At 71.2% G+C, this 22,629-nt stretch carries 16 protein-coding genes; 7 read left to right on the top strand and 9 right to left on the bottom strand.

Features of this window, described 5'->3' with window-relative positions; translation table 11 throughout:
- Positions 1-12: 12 nt before the first annotated feature.
- The gene (locus BJ999_RS31930; RefSeq protein WP_179836700.1) at positions 13-2,898 is read right to left on the bottom strand and encodes a tetratricopeptide repeat protein; all 2,886 of its coding nucleotides are present in this window, start codon (positions 2,896-2,898) and stop codon (positions 13-15) included.
- A gap of 201 nt (positions 2,899-3,099) precedes the next feature.
- Here BJ999_RS31930 and BJ999_RS31925 point away from each other — a divergent pair, with 201 nt between their 5' ends.
- From BJ999_RS31925 to BJ999_RS31915, 3 genes are all read left to right on the top strand, one after another.
- Positions 3,100-3,264, top strand: coding sequence for a hypothetical protein (locus BJ999_RS31925; protein ID WP_179836699.1), 165 nt, complete (start codon positions 3,100-3,102; stop codon positions 3,262-3,264).
- Between the two features lie 546 nt (positions 3,265-3,810).
- Positions 3,811-3,975: a hypothetical protein gene (locus BJ999_RS31920; RefSeq protein ID WP_179836698.1), complete on the top strand. Its 165-nt coding sequence runs from the start codon at positions 3,811-3,813 to the stop codon at positions 3,973-3,975.
- The gene (locus BJ999_RS31915) at positions 3,972-4,670 is read left to right on the top strand and encodes a peptidoglycan-binding protein (protein WP_179836697.1); all 699 of its coding nucleotides are present in this window, start codon (positions 3,972-3,974) and stop codon (positions 4,668-4,670) included. The genes BJ999_RS31920 and BJ999_RS31915 overlap by 4 nt, the downstream gene beginning before the upstream one ends.
- Before the next feature lie 76 nt (positions 4,671-4,746).
- Here the strand turns inward: BJ999_RS31915 and BJ999_RS31910 are convergent, their stop codons facing one another.
- Together BJ999_RS31910 and BJ999_RS31905 are read right to left on the bottom strand one after the other, a co-directional pair.
- The gene (locus tag BJ999_RS31910) at positions 4,747-5,484 is read right to left on the bottom strand and encodes a glucose 1-dehydrogenase (protein WP_179836696.1); all 738 of its coding nucleotides are present in this window, start codon (positions 5,482-5,484) and stop codon (positions 4,747-4,749) included.
- Between the two features lie 27 nt (positions 5,485-5,511).
- Positions 5,512-6,597, bottom strand: a complete 1,086-nt coding sequence (locus BJ999_RS31905) for an NAD(P)H-dependent amine dehydrogenase family protein (RefSeq protein ID WP_179836695.1) — start codon at positions 6,595-6,597, stop codon at positions 5,512-5,514.
- Positions 6,598-7,061: 464 nt separating this feature from the next.
- Between BJ999_RS31905 and BJ999_RS31900 the strand changes: the two genes are divergently transcribed.
- Positions 7,062-8,324, top strand: coding sequence for a hypothetical protein (locus tag BJ999_RS31900; protein WP_179836694.1), 1,263 nt, complete (start codon positions 7,062-7,064; stop codon positions 8,322-8,324).
- An 8-nt stretch (positions 8,325-8,332) separates the two neighbouring features.
- On the opposite strand, the gene BJ999_RS31895 is transcribed toward BJ999_RS31900, so the two are convergent.
- The 3 genes from BJ999_RS31895 to BJ999_RS31885 are packed head-to-tail and all read right to left on the bottom strand — an operon-like array spanning position 8,333 to position 11,578.
- Positions 8,333-8,947 carry a TetR/AcrR family transcriptional regulator gene (locus BJ999_RS31895; protein ID WP_179836693.1) on the bottom strand — a complete coding sequence of 205 codons (615 nt, stop codon included), beginning with the start codon at positions 8,945-8,947 and terminating at the stop codon, positions 8,333-8,335.
- Between the two features lie 5 nt (positions 8,948-8,952).
- A complete protein-coding gene (locus BJ999_RS31890; RefSeq protein WP_179836692.1) occupies positions 8,953-10,077 on the bottom strand; it encodes a hypothetical protein in 1,125 nt (374 codons plus the stop codon).
- Between the two features lie 16 nt (positions 10,078-10,093).
- Complete coding sequence (locus tag BJ999_RS31885) at positions 10,094-11,578, bottom strand: FAD-dependent oxidoreductase (RefSeq protein ID WP_179836691.1); 1,485 nt, start codon at positions 11,576-11,578, stop codon at positions 10,094-10,096.
- Positions 11,579-11,792: 214 nt separating this feature from the next.
- Between BJ999_RS31885 and BJ999_RS31880 the strand changes: the two genes are divergently transcribed.
- The gene (locus BJ999_RS31880) at positions 11,793-12,386 is read left to right on the top strand and encodes a TetR/AcrR family transcriptional regulator (protein ID WP_229810352.1); all 594 of its coding nucleotides are present in this window, start codon (positions 11,793-11,795) and stop codon (positions 12,384-12,386) included.
- 166 nt (positions 12,387-12,552) lie between these two features.
- The gene (locus BJ999_RS31875) at positions 12,553-14,487 is read left to right on the top strand and encodes an amino acid transporter (protein WP_179836689.1); all 1,935 of its coding nucleotides are present in this window, start codon (positions 12,553-12,555) and stop codon (positions 14,485-14,487) included.
- Positions 14,488-14,578: 91 nt separating this feature from the next.
- Here BJ999_RS31875 and BJ999_RS31870 read toward each other — a convergent pair whose 3' ends face one another.
- The 3 genes from BJ999_RS31870 to BJ999_RS31860 all read right to left on the bottom strand — a co-directional run bounded on the left by BJ999_RS31870 (position 14,579) and on the right by BJ999_RS31860 (position 20,088).
- Complete coding sequence (locus tag BJ999_RS31870; RefSeq protein WP_179836688.1) at positions 14,579-15,667, bottom strand: hypothetical protein; 1,089 nt, start codon at positions 15,665-15,667, stop codon at positions 14,579-14,581.
- 168 nt (positions 15,668-15,835) lie between these two features.
- The gene (locus BJ999_RS31865) at positions 15,836-17,998 is read right to left on the bottom strand and encodes a serine/threonine-protein kinase (RefSeq protein ID WP_179836687.1); all 2,163 of its coding nucleotides are present in this window, start codon (positions 17,996-17,998) and stop codon (positions 15,836-15,838) included.
- A complete protein-coding gene (locus BJ999_RS31860) occupies positions 17,995-20,088 on the bottom strand; it encodes a protein kinase domain-containing protein (protein WP_268247816.1) in 2,094 nt (697 codons plus the stop codon). Before BJ999_RS31860 ends, BJ999_RS31865 begins: the two co-directional genes overlap by 4 nt.
- Before the next feature lie 886 nt (positions 20,089-20,974).
- Between BJ999_RS31860 and BJ999_RS31855 the strand changes: the two genes are divergently transcribed.
- The gene (locus tag BJ999_RS31855) at positions 20,975-22,429 is read left to right on the top strand and encodes a site-specific integrase (protein ID WP_179836685.1); all 1,455 of its coding nucleotides are present in this window, start codon (positions 20,975-20,977) and stop codon (positions 22,427-22,429) included.
- Positions 22,430-22,629: the final 200 nt, after the last annotated feature.

Here is a 22,629-nt window from a genome sequence, read left to right as displayed (position 1 = left end):
CGACCGCGCCGCCTACTCGTGCCCGGGCGGTCCTGACCACTCAGGACCGCCCCGGGGTCCTTTGCTGCGATGCCTGGTGCGTCGGCGCTTGGTGTCCCGTTGCTGGACCTGGGACTCGCGCTGCAGGCGGCGGCGCCATCGTTCCAGGCTCTTGAGGGTGTTCTGGGTGTGCTCGTGGTTGCGGCCCAGCACCCGCCAGCGGTCGGCCAGGACCTCCTCGAAGGTGGTGACGGCCGCCACCACGTCGCCTGATTCGGCCTGCCAGCGACCGAGGCCGTTGCGGGTGGCCAACGTCTGGGGATGGTCGCGGCCCAGGATTCGTTCGTGGTCGGCGAGAAGGTCCTCGTAGGCGCTGACCGCGCTGACCGCGTCCCCGGCCTGGCCTCGGGAGTAGGCCAGCTGGGCGCGGGTGCGCAGGGTCTCGGGATGGTCGGGCCCGAGGACGCGCAGGTGGTCGGCCACGAGCCGCTCCAGATCCTCGACCGCGCTCGCCGGGTCGATCTTCTTTCCCCGTACGCGGGCGAGGATGCCGCTGACGACCAGGGTGGCGGGATTGTCGGCGCCCAGGATCCGCACGTGCGCGGCGACGAGCCGCTCGTACTCCTCCAGGAGGTTCTCGGTGTCCCCTCTGCGCCACCGCCAGTGGAGGGCGTCCTTCCAGGCGGCCAGGGTCTGGGGGTGGTCCGGCCCCTGGATCCGTTCCCGGTCGGCCAGGAGTTCTTCGCAGGCGGCGGCCGCCCCCGCCGCGTCGCCCGCGTCACCGCGCCATTTCGCCAGGCTCTCCCGGACGCTCAGCATGGCCTGGAGGTCGTCGGGGTCGTCCGGCCTCGCCAGGCGCCCCTGGTGGGCGAGGATGCTCTCGAACGCGTTCACGGCGCCGTCGGCGTCGCCCGCCTCCCCGCGGGAGTTCGCCAGGTTCCTCCGGGTGGCCAGGACGTCGGGGTGGTCGGCGCCGAGAATCCATTCCTGCTCGGCCAGCAGCTCTTCGAGTTCTTCGATCGCGCCCGCGACGTCGCCGCCGCGGCGGCGGAGGGTCGCGAGGTCGTTGCGGGCGGAGAAGGTCCGCGGGTGCTCGGGGCCGAGCGTGCGGGTGAGGTCGGACAGGAGTTCCCCGTACTCGGCCATGGCGCCCGCGATGTCGCCCGCTTCGCCCCGGGCGTGGGCCCTGCCTCTGCGTGCGGACATGGTGTCCGGATGCTCGGGGCCGAGGATGCGGTCGCCGGCCTGGAAGAGCTCGTCGTAGGCGCCGACGGCCGCTTCGACCTGGCCGGTGTCGCTCAGGCTTCGCGCCGCGCGGAACAGCACCGGATGGCCGCACTCGCGGCCGCCGTCGCCGGTGTGCCGCCACAGGTCCGTGTGGGTGACCTCGTGCAGGCTGTTCGCGTTCGTGCGCAGGACGCTGGTGATCTGGTCGTACTTGATGCGCGGCCACACGTGCATGAGCGCGTCGGCGGCCGTGTGCGCGGTGCGCAGGCGCTCTTGCTCGCCGAGCGTCTCGCGGGTCGCGCGCTGGATGAGCGCGTGGACGCGGACGGCGCCTCCGGCCGCCGTGTCGTGGTCGAGGAGGCTGAACCGGTGCAGGACCCTCAGACCGTCCCACACGTCGGTGCCGTCGGTGCCGTCGGTGTCGCGGCCGGCCGCGCCGGCGGAAGCGGCGAACGTCAGGTATCCCAGGGCGGGCGGGCTGGTCAGCACCGATGAGGGGATGCCGTTCGGGTTCAGCACCGAGCACAGTTGCAGCAGCGGCCTCGCCAGTCCCACGGGGCGGGCCTGGTCCGCGCGCTCGATCGACAGCGACCACGCCGCCGCGACGACCTTGCCGTGGTCGTCGGGGAGGTGTTCGGGCTCGGGCACCAGCTCGGCCAGGGTGCGGCGCCGGTCGGCGAGCCGCTCGCGGTAGCCCGCGCAGTCCAGGCCGAGGTCCACCATGTAGGCGGCCGCCTGCGCCAGCGCCAGGGGGAGCCACCCCAGATCCTCGGCGAGCGCGTCCATCTGGCCGGGATCGTCGGTCATCTCATGGACGCGGAACTTCGCGGTCAGATAGTCCCGTGCCTCTTCCGGTGTGAACAGACCGACGTTCACCCGGCGCCGGCCCTGCTCGACGAGGGCGGCCTCGCGGCGCCAGGTCGTGGCGAGCACCTGTCCCGACGGCCGGTCCGGCGGCCACCAGCCCTGCACGTCGCCCGGTTCCCGAATGTCGTCCAGGACGATGAGCCACGTGTCGCGGGTCGTGGACGCCCACTGCAGGAACCGCCGCGCGGCCTGCTCCGGGTCGTCGGTCGCGACCGACAGGCCCAGGGCCGCAGCGGCCTCGGCGTAGCCGGCCACGATCCCCGGACGGGACGACGCCGTCACCCACAGCAGCATCCGCACCCGTCCGGCGTCCCAGACCTCGCGTGCGTAGGCGGCGGCGAGCTGCGTCTTGCCCACCCCGCCCATCCCGGTCAGCACGCGGCCCCGGGGCGGAACCGCTCCATCGGCCTCTGCCGTCGCCTTCTCCAGCAGGGCCAGGACGTCACGTATCTGGTAGCAGTCGGCCCCTCTCGGGATCACCCCGACGAGATGGCGCGGCGCGTCCGGCGGGGGCTGCTCCTCGGCGGCCTCCCGCGCGGGCGGCGAGACGGCCGCCCTCTCCGGGCCCTTCTCCTTGTCGCGGATGCGGCCGCGGGCTTCGAGCCAGGGCGCCGGGTCCATGCGGAAGGCCTTCATGAGCGCCCTCACCGTGTCGGCCCGCGGCAGCACGGCGGTGTCGCTCACGGCCTTGCGGACGGTAGCCGGGCTCAGGCCCGCCTTGTGGGCGAGCCGGTGATGGCTCCAGCCGCCGCGGTCGTACAGCAGACCCATCTGTTCAACGAACTGGCGGCGGGTCGTGATCCTCTCGGGTGCGATCCGCTCCACCGACGCCCTCCTCCGGACCCTGGACGTTCACCCGGGCAGTTGTGTTCAGGTTCGTTCGCCTTCCGGCGCGCGCGAAGCCGGTGACCTGCCCGCCCGGACGGCTTCTCAGGATGAACAGAAGTCTCTCGCAGGTGAACATCATCCCGGCGCACGCTTCCTCCATCAGGCCACGTCCGGCCGATCACCTCCAGGAGGAGAGCAATGGAACGCATCGCGCAGACCGAGCGCCGCCCCGCGCGCGCCGGGAAGGTCCGGCGCCTGCGGGACGCCGCCCTTTTCGCCGCCGTCCGCGGGTTCGCCTACGGCGCGGCCACCGCGGGCGGCGCCGCGGCCATCACCTTGATCTCATGGTGGATCGACCGCTGACCCCGCAGGAAAGGCAGGGCCCTGACAGGGGCCCTGCCTTTCGCGCGCCGTTCAGGCGTCGACGGCGCCCGGGCGCGACCGCGAACGCCTTCGAGCCCCTGACCGGCGTCCGCCTGCCCGACGGACGAACACCCTCCGCCGGGAAACAGGAAGGCTGAATCCCATCCGGCCCTGGAGGCACAGCCGTTTCTCAAAACCCGCCGGCCGGCCTGGGGCGACGAAACAACTTGCATCATGCGGTGCTTCCTGGGCCGGGTGTGACGCAAGGCCCTGAACAATCCGGAGAGGAGCAAGGACTGCTGGGCGGGCGACAAGGGTCTTTCCGTTCGGCTGGAGAAACGCCGCATTCAGGGAGACATACTCTCTGTAGTGGCTCGTTGCCGAGCGTGATCATTCTTTCGTCGGTACGCCGTCTCGGCAATGCGCCTCCAGAAATCTGGCCGCGACGAGCGACGCCCGCACGGCCGGCACCAGGACGGCGTCACCGTGGTCACGGCCGGCGGCTGCCCGCGAAGCCGGAAGCGCGTGCGCGACCAGGAGGACGGCATGAACCAGGAGATCGAGCACATGGACGAGGTGGACGTCCACCCGGACGTGCACGTCGCCACCGAGCCCGACGAGCAGGAGATCCTCGGACGGCTCTACGGTCCGCCCGACCGTGAGGGGATCTTCCGCGGTCCGCCGACGCGCGAGGAGGGCGAGAAGCGATGACCGCGGCGAAGATGGTCGCCGAGGCCCGCGGGTCGCTCGGGATGTCCGGGCGGCCGAACACCATCACCCGGGAGTACGCGTCCCGGCACGGCGACGAGTTCCTCCGGGCGTCCTGGTGCGACATGGCCATCACCTACTGGGCGCGGCACAGCGGCAACGCGGGCGCCGTCCTGCCCGGCGGGGACCGCGCCTACACCGTGTGGCACGCGCAGGACTTCCAGAAGGCCGGGAGCTGGCACAGCGGGACGACCGCGAGCGTCGACCAGGCGAAGCCCGGCGACATCGTGTTCTACGACTGGGGCGCCACCAACAGCGTCGGCGCGATCGACCATGTCGGCGTCGTCGAGAAGGTCCTCGGCGGCGGGCGCCTCCAGACGATCGAGGCCAATACCGATGACGCGGTGAAGCGCCGCGTCCGCGCGTCCGGCGTCATCGCCGGCTACGGACGGCCCGCTTACGACGACTGGACGGAGAACATGGTGAAGAACCTCCCGACGCTCGCCAGAGGAGCCACCGGGGAGGACGTGCAGACCGTGCAGGGTCTCCTGCTGGCGCGCAGCCACTCCGAGGTCTCGATCAACGGCATGTTCGACGCCACCACCGAGGCGGCCGTGAAGGCGGTCCAGCGATGGGGCCGCGTCGACGACGACGGGATCGTCGGCCCGCTGACCTGGCCGGTCCTGCTGCGCGTGTAGAGCCCGATGGAGTCCGGCGCCAGATGAGCCGGTGATGCGTCGTGCGAGGTCCGGCCGGGGCGCCGCGCGCCCCGGGTCAGCCCTTGTGGGGGATCTGCTGGACGGTCCCTCCGTCGATGACGAACTCGGATCCGGTGGCGAAGGACGACTCGTCGCTGGCGAGGAAGACGACGAAGGAGGCGACGTCCTCGGGCAGGCCGGGCCGTCCGAGGGGGATCGGGACCATGTCGTCGGGGATGCCCTCGGTGAGCGGCGTCCGGATCAGCCCGGGGTGCAGCGAGTTGACCCGGACGCCGTGCGGGGCGAGCTCCACGGCGACCGACTTGGTCAGGCCCCGCAGCCCCCACTTCGAGGCCACGTAGCCGTGCGCCCAGGAGGTGCCGCGAAGGCCCTCGATGGAGGAGTTGTTGATGATCGAACCGCCCCCGGCGGCGATCAGCGCGTCGGTGGCCGCGCGGATGCCGAGGAACGGGCCGGTGAGGTTGACGTCGATGATCTGCCGCCACTTCTCCGGCTTGAAACGGTTGATGGCCGCGCCGTTGGCGATCCCCGCGTTGTTGAACAGCACGTTCAGCGCGCCGAACTCGGCGACGGTGGTCTCGACGGCGGCCGCCCAGTCGTCCTCGCTGGTCACGTCGAGGTGCACGTAGCGTCCCGCGTCGCCGAGCTCGTCCGCGACGGCCTTGCCCTCCTCGTCGAGGATGTCGCCGATGACGATCCTGGCGCCCTCGGCGGCCAGGGCCCGGGCACTGGCCGCGCCGATGCCGCGGGCCCCGCCGCTGATCAGAGCGGTCTTCCCGTCCACACGTCCCATGGTTGCCGTCCCTTCTGACGGGGTGCCCTAGTCGGTCAGCGCCGCCGCGAAGACGCCGCGGGCGGTGGTGAAAGGCAGGTCGAGCGGCGTCCGCAGTCCCGGCGCCGCCGCGATGACGTCGGGGATCGCGTTGACGACGCGCCCGGCGCCCGCGGCGATGGCGGCGTAGTTGTGGTCTCCCTTGGCGCTGGTCGGGCAGACGTCGACGCGGTAGGACGGCTCACCGACGATCTCGACCCGGTAGGAGCCGCCGTCCTGCGCCGGCTGCGGCCAGTCCGGACGCAGGTCGCCGCGCAGCCGGGTCGTGTGGTCGATGACGAGGACCTCCTTGCCGCCGACGACGCCGCTGATCTGGAACCGAACGGCCGCCATCCCGCCCGCGGGGATGTGCCCGGCTGCCACGTCGAACGCCTCCGGCGCCGGCTCCTGCTCGAACCACTCGGTGATCTCGTCGAGCTCGAAACCGAACCCCCGGGCCAGCATCCGGAGGCTGACGCCCCACGACGCGGCCAGCATCCCCGGTCGCAGGATCTTCGGCAGATCCCCCACCGGACGTCCGAAGCCCATGAAGTCGAGCATGACCGGGCCGCCGTCATAGGTCGCGTAGTCGGCGATCTCCGAGCAGCGCACCTGCTCCACCCGCTGGCAGGTGCTCGCGATCGCGAAGGGCAGCAGGTCGTTGACCCAGCCGGGGTCCACTCCGGTGACGAAGATGCTCGTCCCGCCCGCCCGGCAGGCGTCCTCGACGGGACGGATCATTCGGTCCGGCAGCAGCCCCCAGGGGTAGATCAGCGGCACCGGCGAGGAGGCGACGACGTTGCTGCCCGCGGCGAGTATCTTCCCGATGTCGGCCAGGGCGCCGGACAACCGGGTCTCGCCGATCGCGCAGTAGACGGTGCACTCCGGCCGCGCGGCGAGCGCCGCCTCCAGGTCGGCGGTGGCCGCGACCCCCGTGACCACGTCGAGCCCGGCGAGTTCGCCGGCGTCGCGCCCGACCTTCCCGGGACTCGACACGACCAGCCCGGCCAGTTCGAAGCGGGGATCCTCGATCAGCTGTGCCAGGGCGATGCGGCCGACGTTGCCGGTGGCCACGTGCAGGACGCGGATGGCCATGATGCTCCTCGACGGGTGAGAACGGTGCCGGCCGTCCAGGGGGCCCGGGGCGGCAGGGCGGCGGGATCGCCCCCTGCGGACGCCCGGCGCACCGCCCGGGACGTGCGCGTCGAGCGATCGGACGCGGGGGAGCGCAGGCCAGGGGCCGGATCAGCGTGCACCTGCAGTCCTCCCAGGGGGTGGGGCGAACGACCCCGGCTTTCTCGGCGGGCGTGGGCCTAGGTGGTAGAACGCGTTATCGAACAACGGTCCAGTGGCCGCTCTCGGCGGTCACCGTGCCGCCCCGGTCAGTTGGCTGGACACATGTCCAACATAAGGCTCGGTTCAGCGCCACCGCAATGGTGATCGCTGGCCGGTCAACGAGTCGGACACCTGTCCGGACACTCTTCCAGTTCTGCTGGAACGCGTTCTACTATGGGATCATCCGCATCCTCCGCACGCCCGAAGACCGAGGAGATCCGCAGATGTCCCACCCGCCGGTGACACCTCCGGGCCGGTACGCCGACCTGACCCGCGGGGAACTCGCGGTCGTCGTACCCGAGCTGCTCCTGATCGGGCAGCTCATCGACCGCTCCGGGATGGCGTGGTGCATCTCCGCGTTCGGAAGGGAGGAGATGGCGCGGATCGCGATCGAGGAGTGGGCGGCGTCGAGCCCGATCTACACCAGGCGGATGCAGCGGGCGCTCGGCTACGCCCCCGACGAGCCCGGGAAGGGCGACGTCCCGACCATCTTCAAGGGCCTGCAGCTCGACATCGGCGCCCCACCGCAGTTCATGGACTTCCGCTACACCGTCCACGACCGGTGGCACGGCGAGTTCCACCTCGACCACTGCGGCGCCCTGATGGACGTGGAGCCGATGGGCGACGACTACGTCCGGTCCATGTGCCACGACATCGAGGACCCCACCTTCGACGCCACCGCGGTCGCGACCAACCCCAAGGCCCAGGTGCGGCCGATCCACCGGCCGCCGCGCCGGCCCGCCGACCGGCACCCCCACTGCGCGTGGACCGTGGTCATCGACGAGTCCCACCCGGACGCGGAGGGCATCCCCCTCCTCGCCGACAACGAGCGTTCCCGCGCCGCGACCCTCGAACTCGCACCGATCGACCCGTCCGAGGACGGGCTCGCCGACTACTCCGGGCCCCTGCTCTCCGACCTGGACTTCGCGGCCTTCTCCCGTTCCGCGCTGTCCCGGATCGCCGACGAGGTCTGCCTCCAGATGCACCTGCTCAACCGGGCCTTCACGCTCTCGGTGGCCCGGCGGGCCGCCGGCGCCGAAGACCTGCTCCGCATCCGGCGCAAGCAGCTCGTCGGCATCGCCGGTGTCGCCGCCGAGAGGCTCGTCCGCGCCCTGGACCTGCCGCGCGACCCGGAGGGAGCGGCCCGTCTTCTCGCGGTGCATCCCCTCCTCAACCCCGCCGCCTACGTCGACGCCGACATCAACGGCGCGACCGTCGCCGTCCGTCCGTCCGCCGCGCATGAGGACGGCGCCTGGATCTCGCTCTGCGGCCCCGAATGGACGACCGCGCTCCAGGCCGCCGTCCGCGCCGCGGACGTCCATCTCGACGTCGAGGTGACCGGTCCCGGCGGCGACGGATGGCAACTGACCGTCGTCCGCCGCGACGACCCGACCCCGGAGCCCGGCGAGGTGGCCGTCGTCCGCTTCAGCACCGGCACCGCCTTCACCTTCCAGCCGCGCCGCCCCCTGCCGATCACCCCCGTCTGACGGGGTGATCACACCCGGCGCGGCCCGCCGGTGCGCAGGCCGGGGGCCAGCCAGCGGTTCAGGACGGCACGGACCTCAGCCTCGTCCCTCGGCGGCTCGCTCGGGTGCTGCAGCAGCGAGGTCAGCAGGCGCATGACGATCTCGGCGAGGCCGTCGAGGTCGTCCTCGCCCACACCGGCGGCCGCCCAGTCGACGGGGAAGCGCTGCAGCATCTCGGCGCCGTAGGCGATGGCATCCGCGGTGGTGGCCCCGCGGCCGAAGGCGGCGGAGTCCTCGAGCTGCAGCAGCAGGCTCAGCCGCGGCTCGTTCGGGATGGTCCGCACACAGAAGATCATGCCCTCGACCACGGCCTCGGCCGGATCGCCGATGCCCTGGAGGTGGGCGATCAGCCGGTCGACGAACGACTCGGCGCCCTGGGCCGCGACCTCGCCGATGATGTCGCTGATGCGGCCGAAGTGGCGGTAGACGGTCTGCCGGGTCACACCGAGCTCGTTCGCGACGTCGGACAGGGTCGTCTTGGCGACGCCGTGCCTGTCGATGCAGCGGACGGTCGCGTCGACGATGCGCTGCCGGGCCTCGGCCTCTGATGCGGGAGGCCGGCCTCCCCAGCCGTGGTGCCCCATGGGCCTTAGGATCGCACAGGCTCCGCCGCCCCTCGCGGCACGCTCGCACGGAGCGCGGCCACGATCATTCCGGCGGCGGCGGCGGAGCACAGCGCGACGTACCACAGGCTGCCGATCGGCGTGCCCTGCTCGGTGACGCCGTCGGTCGAGGCGAGGTACGCCGGCAGCGCGACGAGCCAGAAGACGATGTGGACGCCGAGGTACAGCGCCGGATACGTCCGCGCGAACAGCGGCGACACCACCGGGGCGGCCCTGCCGGCGCGCCCCTCGCGCCAGGCGTCGGCGAGCAGGAGGAGGCCGGCGATCCAGACCGCGGCGAGCTCGGCGGCGAGGATGGCCCGCTGGACGCCGAGGCGGCCCTCGAAGGCGCCGCTGGGGGCGCTGACGACGATCATCGCCAGGGGTGTCACGGCGCCGGCGACGACGGCGCGCCGGCCGATCTGCCGGCCTGTGAGCGCTCCACGGCCGTCCCTGTCACCGACCAGGCGGACGACGAGGTAGGTCATCGCGCCGAAGGAGACCGAGGCGAAGAGCAGCATGCTGTTCATCGGCACCGAGGCGAGCGCCGGTTGGTTGATCTTCGCGTTCGCGGTGTTCCACGCCCACCACCTCAGCTGGGGACCGAGCTGGTCGAAGACCTCGTAGAAGACCTGGCAGGCGAACGCGACCGCCACCGAGCCGACCAGCGGCCCCCGCCGTGCGAAGACGCCCAGGGCCCGGACGAGCTCGTAGGCGAGCTGGGAGATCGCGGGATAGAAGGCCACGATGTAGAGCGGCAACCGGTCGTACATGAACTGCACGGTGAACACGTTGTGGGAGAAGATGAACCCGACGTGGTCCTGCAGACCGAACCAGCCGGGGAAGTACAGCGGCGGTTCGATCACGGCCAGGTAGACGACCGAGGCGAACCACAGCGAGATGTTGACCGGGTCGCCGTCGCGCCGCCACCGCCGCCACGCGTGGACCAGGGCGAACACCGCGCCGCCGACGATGAGCAGTTCGAGCACCGCCATGGTGCCGTCCGCAAGGTCGAACGGGTTGCGGAAGGTCACCACGGGATCGGCGTCGTGGCAGGAGAAACCGAGTTTCCCGGCGACGCGCTCGGCCGCCGAATCGCAGGTGTAACCCATGAGCCGCTCCCTGGCGTCAGGTGCCGACGAGGTCGTCACCGCGGGCCGGCGAGGCACCGCGAGTGCCGGTGTAACCGGTGAAGTCGATGCCGGGCGGATCCCGCCGGTCGTCGAACCCGTGGGGCACGACGGTGCGCCCGAGCCGTTGCCGCAGCCTGTAGCGCGCGATGCCGAACCAGAACCGCGGATCGGCGGCCATCTGCCCGAGTGACCTGTCGAGGTTGAACACCTGGGCGAACGTCCGTTCGACGTAGGCGTCCTCGCGGCTCGCGGCGGTGATGGCGTTGAAGACCGGCCAGCTCAGGCGCGAGGTGAGCGCTCGGCGCCAGGCGGCGGCGACTTCGGTCCCGGTCGCGAAGTCGTAGGCCTGGTCGCGGGCCATGGCCAGCATCCAGGGCACCTGAAGGGACTTCTTCTGCCTGCCGAGGAAGTCGCGCGCGAAGGCGAGGTCGATGGTCTCACGCCTGCGCAGCACCTCGTCGAGGATGAGCGCGGAGCGGGCGGCGGAGCTCATCCCCTGGGCGTAGAAGGGGTTGAAGGCGCAGATCGAGTCACCGATGGACACCAGCCCGATCGGGGGCGCCTTCAGCAGGTCGAAGCGGCGCCACTTGTTGCCGGTCGCACGAGTCACGTGCACCGCGGAGGTCGGAGTGCAGGCACGGGCCGCCTGCGCGAACACCGGTGTCCGCACGCGGTCCAGAGCGGTCTCGAACGCTTCGACCTTGCGCGGCATCTGGATACCCCACGACCCCATGCACACGATGGCGCGCTCCCCCTCGATGGGGAAGAAGTTGCTGAGGAACTCGTGCTCGGCGGGGTGGTCCCCGTCGTCCTGCGTCGGAGTGATGACCAGGTGCTTCCACCACCACGTCTCCGGACGCCGCTCTGCCGGGGGCAGGTCGTACCAGCGCGAGGTATAGGTGACCTTGGCGTCGAGAGTCCTCTCCGGCGGCGCGGCCCACCCGTCCGCGCCGAGCCATTCCACGACCGAAGAGCCACGCCCCAGCGCGTCGACGACCAGATCGGCGGGCAGATGGCCGCTGTCGCACTCGACCCCCTCGACGCGACCACCCGTCGTGCGAAGCCCGGTGACGGTCACACCCTCGCGGATCTCGACGGCCGGCAGCTCGCGAACCTTGTCGCGCAGAACCCGCTCGATCAGCACTCGGGAGCTGTACACCATCGTCATCGATCCCGCCTTGCGCGGGGCCCAGCCGTCGTTCTCGCAGTAGGCCGCGTCCATCGACGGCATCAGGTGCATCCCGCCGGCGGCGATCAGCGCCTCCTCGAACCCGGGAAAGATCTCACCGATCGCACGCCGGCCGGAGTTGAGAAGGAAGTGCGGGTGCTTGCTCTGCGGAACGCCCCGCCGGTGCTCGGCCCCCGGCGGCAGCCGATCCCGCTCCAGCACGACCACCTTCTCGAAATGCCTGGCGAGCACCCCCGCGGCGCACAGCCCCGCCACGCTCCCACCCAGCACCACAGCCGTCTCTCCCGGCATCTCCCCACCTCATCCATTCATACATCTAACGAGTGAATGTATGATGAGGGTGCGGCGAGGTCAACAGCCCCCTGCGGATCCGCCACCGGCGGGCGGGCGATGCCCGGTGCCGGCGGACGAACCCCCGGCCACGGCCGAGTAAGTCGTCTACCTGCGGAAACACTGCACAGAGAGGGAAGGTGAGCAGGGCGAGTCCAGGAGGTCGGTGAGCGACATGTCCCGTCCCGACGAGGAGTCGGTGGAGGAGCGGCTGCTGGCTGTGGCGGGGAGGCTGCTCAGCGAACTGGGGTACGACGCGGTCACCAACGAGATGATCGCTGAAGCCGCCGGGGTCGACCTCCCGACGCTGGTCGACCGTTATGGGGGCAAACGCGGTGTCTTCATGACGGTGCTGAAGCGGGTCCACAGGCGGCGCATCGAGCGGTTGCGCGCGGTGGAGGCGGTCTACACCCCCGATCTCGACGGCCTGTGGCGGCTTCTGGACGAGTACCTGGACCTCTGCCTGGACACCCCGGAACTGGGCGCCTTCTGGATGCAGCGCTGGCTGTCGGACGCGAGCGACATTCCCCAGCTGGACGCCATGTTCGGCGGACCGGAACTCGGCCGGGTGATCGCGATGGTGCGCGGGGCCGTCGCCGACGACCTGGACGCCGGCATGGTCATGCGCACGCTCACCTGGACCATCCTCGCCTTCTCCCAGAAGGGCATCGTGGACACGGACGGAGTACGGCAGGAGCCCCGCGATCCGGAAACGCGGCAGAGGTTCCGCGCGCACCTCCACCAGCTCGCACGCCACCTCGTCGCCTGACCGACGGCGCAGGGCGCCGGCGCGCGCCCCCACCTCGGGCTCTCTGCCAGAACCGGCCCGAAGGTTCCGCACGTCGAGATATCGGGAGATCGCGGGGCGGGGGCGCGGGTGACCGCTGTCGCCAGTATTGTGTGCGGGCTCGCGAATCGATCCTGGGGGCGGCCGGATGGACACGTCACTGAAGCCTGACGCGGACTCAGGGATGCGGCGCTGGCTGCTGCAGGGACTGCACCGGCCGGGGCACAAGCCGGGCCCGCACAAGAAGCAGCCGTCCCATCACGAGGACGCGCCGCACAAGCAGCACACCTGGTGGCAGGTCATGTGCCTGACCGGTGTCGACTACTTCTCCACCCTGGGCTACCAGCCGGGCATCGCCGCCTTGGCCGCCGGGGCGCTGAGCCCGATCGCCACCCTGCTGCTGGTGGCGCTGACCCTCTTCGGGGCTCTTCCGGTCTACCGGGCGGTGGCGGGGCAGAGCCCGCACGGGCTGGGGTCGCTGTCGATGCTGGAACGGCTGCTGCCCGGCTGGCGCGGCAAGCTCCTGGTGCTGTTCCTGCTCGGCTTCGTCGCCACCGCGTTCATCGTGACGATCACGCTGTCGGCCGCCGACGCCACCGCTCACCTGCTGCACAACCCGTTCGCGCCGGACGCCGTCGCGGGCTGGCAGATCCCGGTCACGCTGGTGCTGATCGCGGCGCTGGGCGCGGTCTTCCTGGTGGGGTTCAGCGAGGCGATCTCGATCGCGGTCGTCCTGGTCGCGGTGTACCTGGTGCTGAACGTCGTCGTGGTGGGGACCGCCCTGGCCAAGGTGGCGTCCGACCCGGGTCTGGTCACCGACTGGAAGCACGCGCTGACCGCCGAGCACTCCAACCCGCTGGTCATGGTCGCCGTCTCGCTGTTCGTGATGCCCAAGCTCGCCCTCGGACTGTCGGGGTTCGAGACCGGGGTGGCCGTGATGCCCCTGGTCAAGGGTGACCTGAACCGGCGGATCCAGGGCGCCCGCAAGCTGCTGACCACGGCCGCGGTCATCATGAGCGTCTTCCTGGTCACCTCCAGCTTCGCCACCAGCGTGCTGATCCCCGAGAAGGAGTTCGAGGAGGGCGGGAAGGCCAACGGCCGAGCGCTGGCCTATCTCGCGCACGAGAACCTCGGGGATTGGTTCGGCAGCGCCTACGACCTCAGCACGGTCGCGATCCTGTGGTTCGCCGGCGCCTCCGCCATGGCCGGGCTGATCAACATCGTTCCCCGGTACCTGCCGCGCTACGGGATGGCACCGGACTGGACCCGCGCCACCCGCCCGATGGTCCTGATCTTCACCCTCGTCTCGTTCGCGATCACGCTGCTGTTCGGAGCCCAGGTCGAGACGCAGGGCGGCGCCTACGCCACCGGCGTCCTCGCGCTGATCCTGTCCGCCGCGGTCGCCGCGACGCTGGCCGCCTGGAAGCGCGGCCGCCGCCGCGTCGGCGCGGCCTTCGGCATCGTCACCCTGATCTTCACCTACGCCACGATCGCCAACATCATCGAACGGCCCGACGGCCTGGTGATCGCCGTGGTGTTCTGCGTGGCGATCGTCGTCACGTCGCTGATCTCCCGCGCCACCCGCTCCACCGAACTGCGCATCACCGACGTCGAGTTCGACGGGAAGGCCCGCGAGTTCCTCGACGAGCGCGGCGAGCTGCGGATCATCGCCAACGAGCCCGACGAGCGCGACCGGCAGGAGTACCTGGACAAGGCGCAGGAAGCCTGGGAGTTGCACCGCCTGCGCGCCGAGGAGGGACTGCTGTTCCTCGAACTCACCGTGTCGGACGCGTCCGAGTTCGAGTCCACCGTGCGCGTCACGGGCGAGGACCGGCACGGGTACCGCATCCTGCGCACCGAGACCCCGAGCATCCCCAACGCGATCGCGGCGATCCTGCTCCACATCCAGCATGAGACGGGCAAGCAGCCGCACGTCTACTTCCACTGGGCCGAAGGCAACCCGATCGGCGCCCTGCTGCGCTACCTGGTCTTCGGCGGCGGCGACGTCCCGCCCCTCACCCGCGAGATCCTCCGCCAGGCCGAACCCGACATCGAACAGCGCCCCGTCGTCCACGTCGGCTGACTTCGGACACCGGGCCGCCTGACAGGCGGCAACGCACGCCGGCGAGCCGACGGGGACCGCTCGACCCGGCTCACGGTCGCCTCGGGTGCGGTCAGGTGAGGCGGTCCTGGTGCTCGTTGGCCTCGGCGCGTACGGCATCGGCGAAGGGGCCGTCGGCTCCTTCCTCTGTTTCCGCGCTTTCCCGGTAGATGAGCCAGCATCCGCGGATTCCGTCGAGAAGGTCTTCGAGAAGGTCGTGCGCGGGCCGCATGGGGTCGAGCGGGGTGGTGCGGAGCGTTTGGAGGAGGGCGTCCCGTAGGCGCGGGTCCTGGTGTTCGTCGGCGAGTTCGTCCGCCTGGCTGATGCAGTCGCGGACGGCTTCGATATCGGGGATCTTGCCTTCGGCGGCCGTCATGGCCTCCCGGATCATGCCGGTGATCGCGTCATAGGGGGAAAGGCCGACCTCCAGGCTCTCCAACACGGCGGTGGGCGTGGCGTGCGCGAGGGCCTCGATGTTGTCGGCCTCCTCGACGATCTGGGTCGGGGCCAGCCCGGATGTCTCGGCCGCGACATCGGCGGCCGCCTGCAGCCAGTGTGCGGCCGCGATGGAGGCGGCGACGGGATCGACGTCGGTGAACAGGGCGCGGCTGCCGAGCGGGTGGTCGGAGAGGATCCTGTCGGCGGCCTGGACCTGCGCCGGGGAGGCGCCGGCGCGGGTGAGCGCCACGGCCTGCCGGGCGCGGCCGGTGAGGTCGCCGAGCTCCGCCTGCTCGACCGCGTTCATCTCCGTCTGGATCTCCGCCACGATTCGCGCGGTCAGGTCTGCGTCGCCTGCGGCGTGGAGTGCGCGGCCGGCCTGTTGCGCCGCCTCCTCGACGGGATTGTGGGAGTGGAGCAGCATGCCGTCACTGGGGAGGTTGGGCGTGGTCAGCGCATCGGCGACCGTGGTGAAGGCCTCTCGGTGGTGTTCGCGGCGCCACCCTTCGCTGTTCTCGCTCTGGTCCTCGGCCGCGGATGCCGGGTGCGTGTAGGTCCGCCAAGCCTGTTTCGAGAGGCGCGTCAACGCATGGGCGAGATGCTGAGCCTGATCGCCGGTGACCTTCCGGGAGAGGTCCGCGACGGTGAAAGCGGCGTTTCCCATCCCGGTGTTCCAGAAGACCACCAATGCGTGACGGTCCACGTCGTAGGCGTACGTACTCAACATCCCTCCCTGACCTCGACACCTCCCACCCTCCCACTCCCAACTACGAAGAGTGAGACGAACACACCCGCGGAACCGCGCCGTCCGGGCGGCAGGTGGTGGCCTCCAGCCGACGTGGAGCGCCGAGCGCGGGACGGCGCCGAGCACGACGGCCCGCCGGAAGCCGTCTCAGGAGAGGCGGAAGGCGAGCAGGGTCTTGTCCTGGGAGGCCACGAGGGTGCGGTCGCGGGTGGTGAGCGCCCAGCGCTTGGTCGGGACGGAGGTGGAGGCGGGGTGGTTCCAGACGAGCTCGCCCGTTTCGGCGTCCCAGCCGTAGAGTCCCGCGCCCGCGGTGCCGGTCACGCCGGTGCAGATCAGTCCGCCGGCGGCGATCAGCCGGGCGGGGAGGGCAGCGGGCGTGTTGACGGACCAGACCCGGCGGCCGGTGCGGGCGTCGAGCGCGACTAGCTGCGGGTTGTCGAGGATGTAGGCGTACTTCCCGCTGACCAGGAGGCTCCGCTCCTGCCCGCCGGGCGAGGTCGGTGTGTAGGTCCACCGCTCGCGGCCGGTCGACGCGTCCAGGGCGTACAAGGTCGGGCTGCCGGTGTAGACCGTCCCGCCGGCGACGGTGAAGCCTGGCGAGAGCTGCTTGTCGCGGTGGGGATCCGCCGCGGCCTTGGGAAGCTCGGCGGTCCAGAGCCTGCGGCCGGTGTCGGCGGCCAGCGCGTCGAGCGTGACGCCCGACGGGTTGCGGAAGATCAGGTTCCCGCCGCCCTCGGGGACGACGGTCAGGCTCCCGTCCGGGTCGGCCCAGCGGAGCACGCCCGTCGCGGTGTCGAGCCCGATGAGCAGGCTGTTCGACCCCTGGACGCCGATCGCGACGAGGGTGCGGTTCGTGATGCCGTAGAGGAAGTCGATGGACGTCTTGGCGGGCCACTCGTGGGCCCAGAGCCGCTCGCCGGTGGCGGCGTCCACGCCGCTGATGACGCGGTTGTGCCCGGCGAGGACGAGCGTCCCGCCGTCCGGCCCCAGCAGCTCGGGGGTGGCGTCCCCGTCGGCCACGTCGCTGGTCCACCTGACCTTGCGGGACTCGTCCATGGCGATCAGCCGGTCGCCGTCGTCCGGGATCCCGTAGATCAGGTTCGGTTCGGTGACCGCGACGGAGAACTTGCTGGACCACAGCTGCCGCCCGGTGCCGAGCGAGTGGCAGCGGTACACCTCCGCCTGGCCGTGGGAGACGACCGTCCGGGAGAAGACCTCGCCGGCGAAGGACCGGTCACCGGGTTCGTTGATCGTCGTCCGCCACAGCAGCTTCGGCGGGGCGGGCCTCCGTCCGGCCCCGGCCGTGGCCAGTGCCGCGGCCGTCCCGCCGCCGATGACGGCGAGTCCCGCGGCGGCGGCACCGCCGAGCAGCAGCCGCCGGCGGGTGCGGGACCTGGCGATTTCCCGCAGATCCAGGAGGAGCGTGGCCTCCCGCTGCCGCAGCTCCTCGCCGAGGGACCCCGGAAGCCAGCCGGGGGCCACCGGCTCGGCCGCCAGAAGTGACGGCAGCAGGTCGGTGGGCGGGCGTTCACCGGGGTCGCGGCTCAGGCAGGCGGCCACCATCCGCGCAAGGGACGCCGGTACGCCGTTCAGATCGGGCGCCTCGTGCAGGGTCCGGTGAACGACCGCGGGCAGCTCGCCCCTGCCGAACGGGGGGCGGCCGGTCGCGGCGAAGGCCAGCACGGCCCCGAAGGCGAACACGTCGGCGGACGCGGTGAGCGTCCCGCCACGGATCTGCTCGGGGGACATGTAACCGGGGGAGCCGATGATCTGCCCGTCGGAGGTGAGCGCCTGCGTGGGCCCGTGGGCGGACGCGTCATGGTCGACGGCCTTGCTGATGCCGAAGTCGATGACCCGGGGCCCGTCCTTGGCCAGCAGGATGTTGGCCGGTTTGAGGTCGCGGTGCAGCAGCCCCGCCGCGTGGATCGCGACCAGCGCCTCGCCCAGCCCGGCGCCGAGCGTGCGCAGCAGCGGCTCGGGCATCGGCCCGTACCGTTCGACCGTCTCCTTCAGGCTGAGGCCGTTGACGTACGCGGTCGCCAGCCACGGGACGGTCCCGTCCGGCTCGGCCTCGACCACGGGGCTGGTGAACGCGCCGCTGACCCGCTGGGCGGCCGCGACCTCCGCACGGAACCTGGCCCGGAACCCCGGGTCCCCGGCGAGCTCCGGCCGCACCACCTTGATCGCGACCGCTCGCCCGGCCGGGGACGCGCCCAGGTAGACCCGTCCCATGCCGCCCTCGCCCAGCCGCCGCAGCACCCGGTACCTGCCGATGCGGTCGGGGTCCCCGGGCCCTGGCGGGGACGTCACGAGTCCGTCCGGAAGCAGAGCAGCCGCTGGTGATCGGTCGCGAAGATCGACGAGCCTGACACGACGACGTCCCACTCCTTGGCGCGGGGGACATCGCCCCAGTGCGCCCAGAGCCCCCGGCCGGAGGCCGTGGCGGCGAACACTCCGTTGGTCGAGCCGCCGCTGAACGCGGCCGCGAGGACGTCGTCCGACGCCGCGTCCCGCCCCGGCTGGTCGACGAACTTCTCCGGGCCGGCCAGCGTCCACGCGGGGGCCCCGGTCGCGCGGTCGTGGGCGTGCAGGTCGTCCCCCCTGAAGATCACGTTGCCGGCCGCCAGCTGGACGGAGGAGAAGCCCGTGCCGGTGGTCCGCGACCACACCGCCTTCCCGCCGGCCGTGTCGACCGCCTGGAGCGTGTCGGCGAAGTTCCCGAAGACCCTGCCGCCGCCGACCGCGATGCCCTGGGCCGGCCAGTCCTGTCCGGATCTGGACCAGTCGACGGTCCAGCGCCTGCGGCCCGTGGCGAGGTCGACGGCGCTGAGGGTGTGCTCCACGTTGAGGTACAGGCCGTTCCGGTCGACCGCGCCGCTGACGACCGAGTCGGCGAGGGGGAGCCGCCACCGGGCCTTGCCGCCCGCGAGGTCCACGGCCCACACGGCCGGGGTGTCCTCGTCCGAGTACGTCCCCGACTCCAGCAGGACCGCGCCGCCGGCCACGCCGAAGACGGAACCGGGAAACGCGCCGTCGGGCATCGGCAGATGCGTCGGCTCACCGGACGCCGCGTCGACCAGGGTGATCGTCGTCTTCTCGTCGGTACCGCCGCCGTTCGGGAGGATGAACGTCGACCCGTGGACCGCGCAGCCCGCGAACGTGCCGACGTCCGCCGTCCACCGCCGCCGCCCGGACGCGGCGTCCACCCCGTAGGTCGCGTCCTCGCCGCCCCACAGAACGACACCGTCCGCGACCAGCAGGTGCGATTCGTCGGACGCGACGGGCGCGGGCGGGACGAAGCTCCACGCCGGCGTGGGCGCCGCGGCGAGAGCGGTCCCGCGGGGCGCGGGCTTGGCGGGCCTGGACTCCCCGCCCGCCAGCGCCCAGCCCGCCGTCCCCGCGCCGACGCCGGTCACGGCGACCGCCGCCCCGGCGGCCAGCCCCAGCACGCGCCGCCGCCGCAGACCGCCGGGGGCCGTCCCCTCGATCCTCGGCAGCGGCGGCGGCAACGTCACGGGCCCGGAGGAGATCCGGTTCGCCTCGGCCTCCCTGGCCGCCAGGTCCCGGCGCAGGGCAGGGGAGACGAGCGCCGAAGGGTCGGCGGGGGTCAGCGCCGCGATCACGTCCGCGAGCGGAGGCCGCCGGGCCGGTTCCTTGTCCAGGCAGGCGGCCAGGGTGCTCCGCAGGGACGCGGGCAGCCCGTCCAGACCGGGTTCGCCGTACATGATCTCGTAGAGCAGCGCGCCCGGGTCGCCCTTGCCGAAGGGCCGGGCCCCCGTGGCCGCGTAGACCAGCACGCCACCCAGCGCGAACACGTCCGCCCCGGGCCCTGCGTCCTTGGCACCGGCGATCTGCTCGGGCGCCAGGTACGCCAGCGTGCCGATCATGCCGCCGGTACGGGTGATCTGCGTGGCGTCGACGACCTTGGCGATCCCGAAGTCGATGATCTTGGGGCCGTCCTCGGCCAGCAGGACGTTGCCGGGCTTGAGATCGCGGTGCACCAGCCCCGCCCCGTGGACGGCCTGCAACGCCTCGGCGAGCCCCGCGCCCAGAGCGCGGACGGCGGGCTCGGACAGCGCCCCGCCGTCCTCGACGGCCTCCTTCAGCGTGGGCGCGGGGACGAAGGCGGCGGCGAACCAGGGCTGCGGCGCGTCGGCGTCGGCGTCCAGCACGGGAGCTGTGTACAGGCCGCTGACCCTGCCCGCGGCGGCGATCTCGCGGCGGAACCGCCTCCGGAAGCCCGGGTGGTCGGCGGCGTCCGGCCGGATGAGCTTGAGGGCCGCCAGCCGCCCGCCCGGCGACCGGGCAAGATAGACGACCCCCATCCCACCCGCCCCGAGCCGAGCGAGGATCCGGTACCCGCCGACCCCAATGGGATCCCCCGGCTGGAGTGGCCCCATCCCGCCCCCACCTCGAAAGAACAAACGTGTCTGTAAGTCTATCGAACCCCCAACAGCACACCCGCTGACTCAACGTCCCCCTGCCGCCGTCCGAGCGCGGTTCCCAAGATGTGGAGAGCCCCGCCATCGACGCCCAGTGTGGCGCCGACGTGACAATGGCGTCATCCAATGCGAGGAAGGGCGGCGACTCTCCCCCCGGGCATGCGAGCCGCCCCGACCTCACCCCTCGTTGCCACCACTTGATCAGCCTTTAGACGAGATCGGTCACCCCTACTGGCCAAGGGCCCGCCCCCAGTCCGAGGCGAACGATGAGAGACCCGAGTCCGGGCAAGCCCGGCGGTCCTCCTTGTCGTGGCGACGCGACGTTAAACGCACGTGGGCGCTGCGGGCTCGACATCATGGACGTGCGAACTTTGCGCGCGCGTTTACATAGAGACCGGTGTGAACTGGCGTAGGCCCCGCACGTCACAGACACGCCCGGTGAGCCGTCCGGTCGGGCCGTTCATCATCCCCGTGGAAGGGCTGCGAGCGTGGGCGTGGAGCACCCCGGTGGGCCGGGCAAAGGCCCCGAGACTGCCGACAAGACCACCGCGCAGGGCACCAGCGACCAGCCACCGGCCGACCCTCTCGGAGCGACCGGGAAAACAAAAGTAGGCCCAGGTGGGGAAACAAGGTTCCTACCTGGGCCTTCTCGGTGGGAGCGGGCGACGGGAATCGAACCCGCGTAGCCAGTTTGGAAGCGGCAGTTGAACACCTCTCGGAGATCGTCACTGAACCGCTAAACTGCAGGTCAGAGGCTGTTTCGTATGCCATCCTGTGCTCGCCGATGTCGCTCGGATTTCCGTGATCCAGTGACAAACGAGTGACAAATGATCTTCGGGGGATCATGGGTTTCACACGCAAGCGCAAGGGGCCCGAGGGCACCCGATACCAAGCGCTTTATGACGACGCTCGGGGCGTCCGCCAGACGGCCGGCACCTTCGGCACCCGCAAGGAGGCCGACCGCGCCTGGCAACGAGCCGAGTCCCGCATCGCCGAGGGCAAGGCGGGCGACCCCCGCCGAGCCCGCCAGACCTTCCGCACCTACGTAGAGGAACGCTGGTTCCCCAACCACCGCATCGAGGCATCGACCCGTCAGGACTACGCCTACGCCCTCGCATCACACGTCATGCCGTACTTCGCGGACATGAAGCTGCAGGACATCACCTCAGAGACCGTCCGTGAGTGGATCACGCACCTCAAGAAGCAGGGCGCCTCCGCATACCGCATCAAGTACTGCAAGACGGCGATCCTCAACGCCATCTTCACCACCGCTGTGAACGACGGCGTCCTCGTGTACCACCCCAGCCGCGGCGTGAAGACCGACCCCGTCCCCGAGAAGCCGCGCCAGATCATCACCGCCGACCAGTTCGCCCGTATCTACGAGGCGCTCCCGGACGCGACCGCCCAACTCCTCGTCGAGACCGACATCGAAAGCGGTCTCCGCTGGGGCGAGCTGACCGAACTCCGCGTTAAGGACCTCGACTTCGCCACCGGCATCCTCACCGTCAGCCGCTCCGTCGTCGAACTAGTCCCCAAGTTCCACCCCGAAGGCCGCCGCTTCCTGGTGAAGGACTACCCCAAGGGCAAGCGCTGGCGCCGCTTCAAGCTCAGCCCCCAGATCGTCGCCAAGCTCAAGGCCCACGCAGAAGCCAACAACCTCGCCCCAGAGGACCTCTTCTTCAGCCGCCGCCGAGCCGAGCCACCCAAGCTCGAACTTCTGGACCCTGACACCCTCACCTTCGAAGGCCCGAACGGCCGCACCTACACCCACGGAACGACCACGGCCTACAGCCTCGGCAAGTGCAAATGCCACCACTGCCGAGCCGCCTACGCCGCCTACCGAGCCGAGCGCCGCTCCCAGGGCAAAGACAACCCCCGCAAACCACGCATCATCGACGACGATCCCCACATCTCCGCGAACTGGTTCCGCACCCGCTGCTGGCACCCAGCCCGAGCCGCCGCCGACCTCGGATGGTCACCCCGCATCCACGACCTCCGCCACGCCCACGCCTCCTGGCTCCTGGCTGGCGGCGCCGACCTCCAGGTCGTCAAAGAACGCCTCGGCCACCGCAAGATCTCCACAACCGAGCGCTACCTCCACACCCTCCCCACCGCCGACGAAACCGCCTTGGAGGCCCTAGCCAAGATCCGCGCAACCCAGGCCGGCCAGGACGCACCCGCAGACCTCGAAGCCCAACTCGCCGAAGCCCAAGCAAAGATCACCCAACTACAGGCCGTCCTAGCCGACCAGCTGATCGCCCAGCACACCGAAACAAGACCGAACTTGCGCTCTGTGTAGTGCGCTCGCATGGTGGCCCCGGGAAGCAGAGGAGTTGATCATGATGGGGTCCACGTCCTCGGAGGGCCGAGGATCGCGCGAGTGAGGCCGCGAGCCTGTCTTGTCGTCCCGCAGCGAGGAATTGCGTCAGGCCAAGACCCACTAGCTCGTACGTGAGTTCTGCCGCTCTCGCCGGGACAGTCGGCTCCTACCATTGGTAG

The organism is Actinomadura citrea (genome assembly GCF_013409045.1).
GTDB classification, from domain to species: domain Bacteria; phylum Actinomycetota; class Actinomycetes; order Streptosporangiales; family Streptosporangiaceae; genus Spirillospora; species Spirillospora citrea.
Note: the sequence above shows the minus strand (reverse complement) of the source record. Positions and strands in the feature narration are given on the sequence as shown.

Excerpts from the sequence above, each read along its gene's own strand:
- BJ999_RS31925 (WP_179836699.1), top strand. The coding sequence starts at position 3,100 with ATGGAACGCATCGCGCAGACCGAGCGCCGCCCCGCGCGCGCCGGGAAG.
- BJ999_RS31920 (WP_179836698.1), top strand. The coding sequence starts at position 3,811 with ATGAACCAGGAGATCGAGCACATGGACGAGGTGGACGTCCACCCGGAC.
- BJ999_RS31915 (WP_179836697.1), top strand. The coding sequence starts at position 3,972 with ATGACCGCGGCGAAGATGGTCGCCGAGGCCCGCGGGTCGCTCGGGATG.
- BJ999_RS31910 (WP_179836696.1), bottom strand. The coding sequence starts at position 5,484 with ATGGGACGTGTGGACGGGAAGACCGCTCTGATCAGCGGCGGGGCCCGC.
- BJ999_RS31905 (WP_179836695.1), bottom strand. The coding sequence starts at position 6,597 with ATGGCCATCCGCGTCCTGCACGTGGCCACCGGCAACGTCGGCCGCATC.
- BJ999_RS31900 (WP_179836694.1), top strand. The coding sequence starts at position 7,062 with ATGTCCCACCCGCCGGTGACACCTCCGGGCCGGTACGCCGACCTGACC.
- BJ999_RS31895 (WP_179836693.1), bottom strand. The coding sequence starts at position 8,947 with ATGGGGCACCACGGCTGGGGAGGCCGGCCTCCCGCATCAGAGGCCGAG.
- BJ999_RS31890 (WP_179836692.1), bottom strand. The coding sequence starts at position 10,077 with ATGGGTTACACCTGCGATTCGGCGGCCGAGCGCGTCGCCGGGAAACTC.
- BJ999_RS31885 (WP_179836691.1), bottom strand. The coding sequence starts at position 11,578 with ATGCCGGGAGAGACGGCTGTGGTGCTGGGTGGGAGCGTGGCGGGGCTG.
- BJ999_RS31880 (WP_229810352.1), top strand. The coding sequence starts at position 11,793 with ATGTCCCGTCCCGACGAGGAGTCGGTGGAGGAGCGGCTGCTGGCTGTG.
- BJ999_RS31875 (WP_179836689.1), top strand. The coding sequence starts at position 12,553 with ATGGACACGTCACTGAAGCCTGACGCGGACTCAGGGATGCGGCGCTGG.
- BJ999_RS31860 (WP_268247816.1), bottom strand. The coding sequence starts at position 20,088 with ATGGGGCCACTCCAGCCGGGGGATCCCATTGGGGTCGGCGGGTACCGG.
- BJ999_RS31855 (WP_179836685.1), top strand. The coding sequence starts at position 20,975 with ATGGGTTTCACACGCAAGCGCAAGGGGCCCGAGGGCACCCGATACCAA.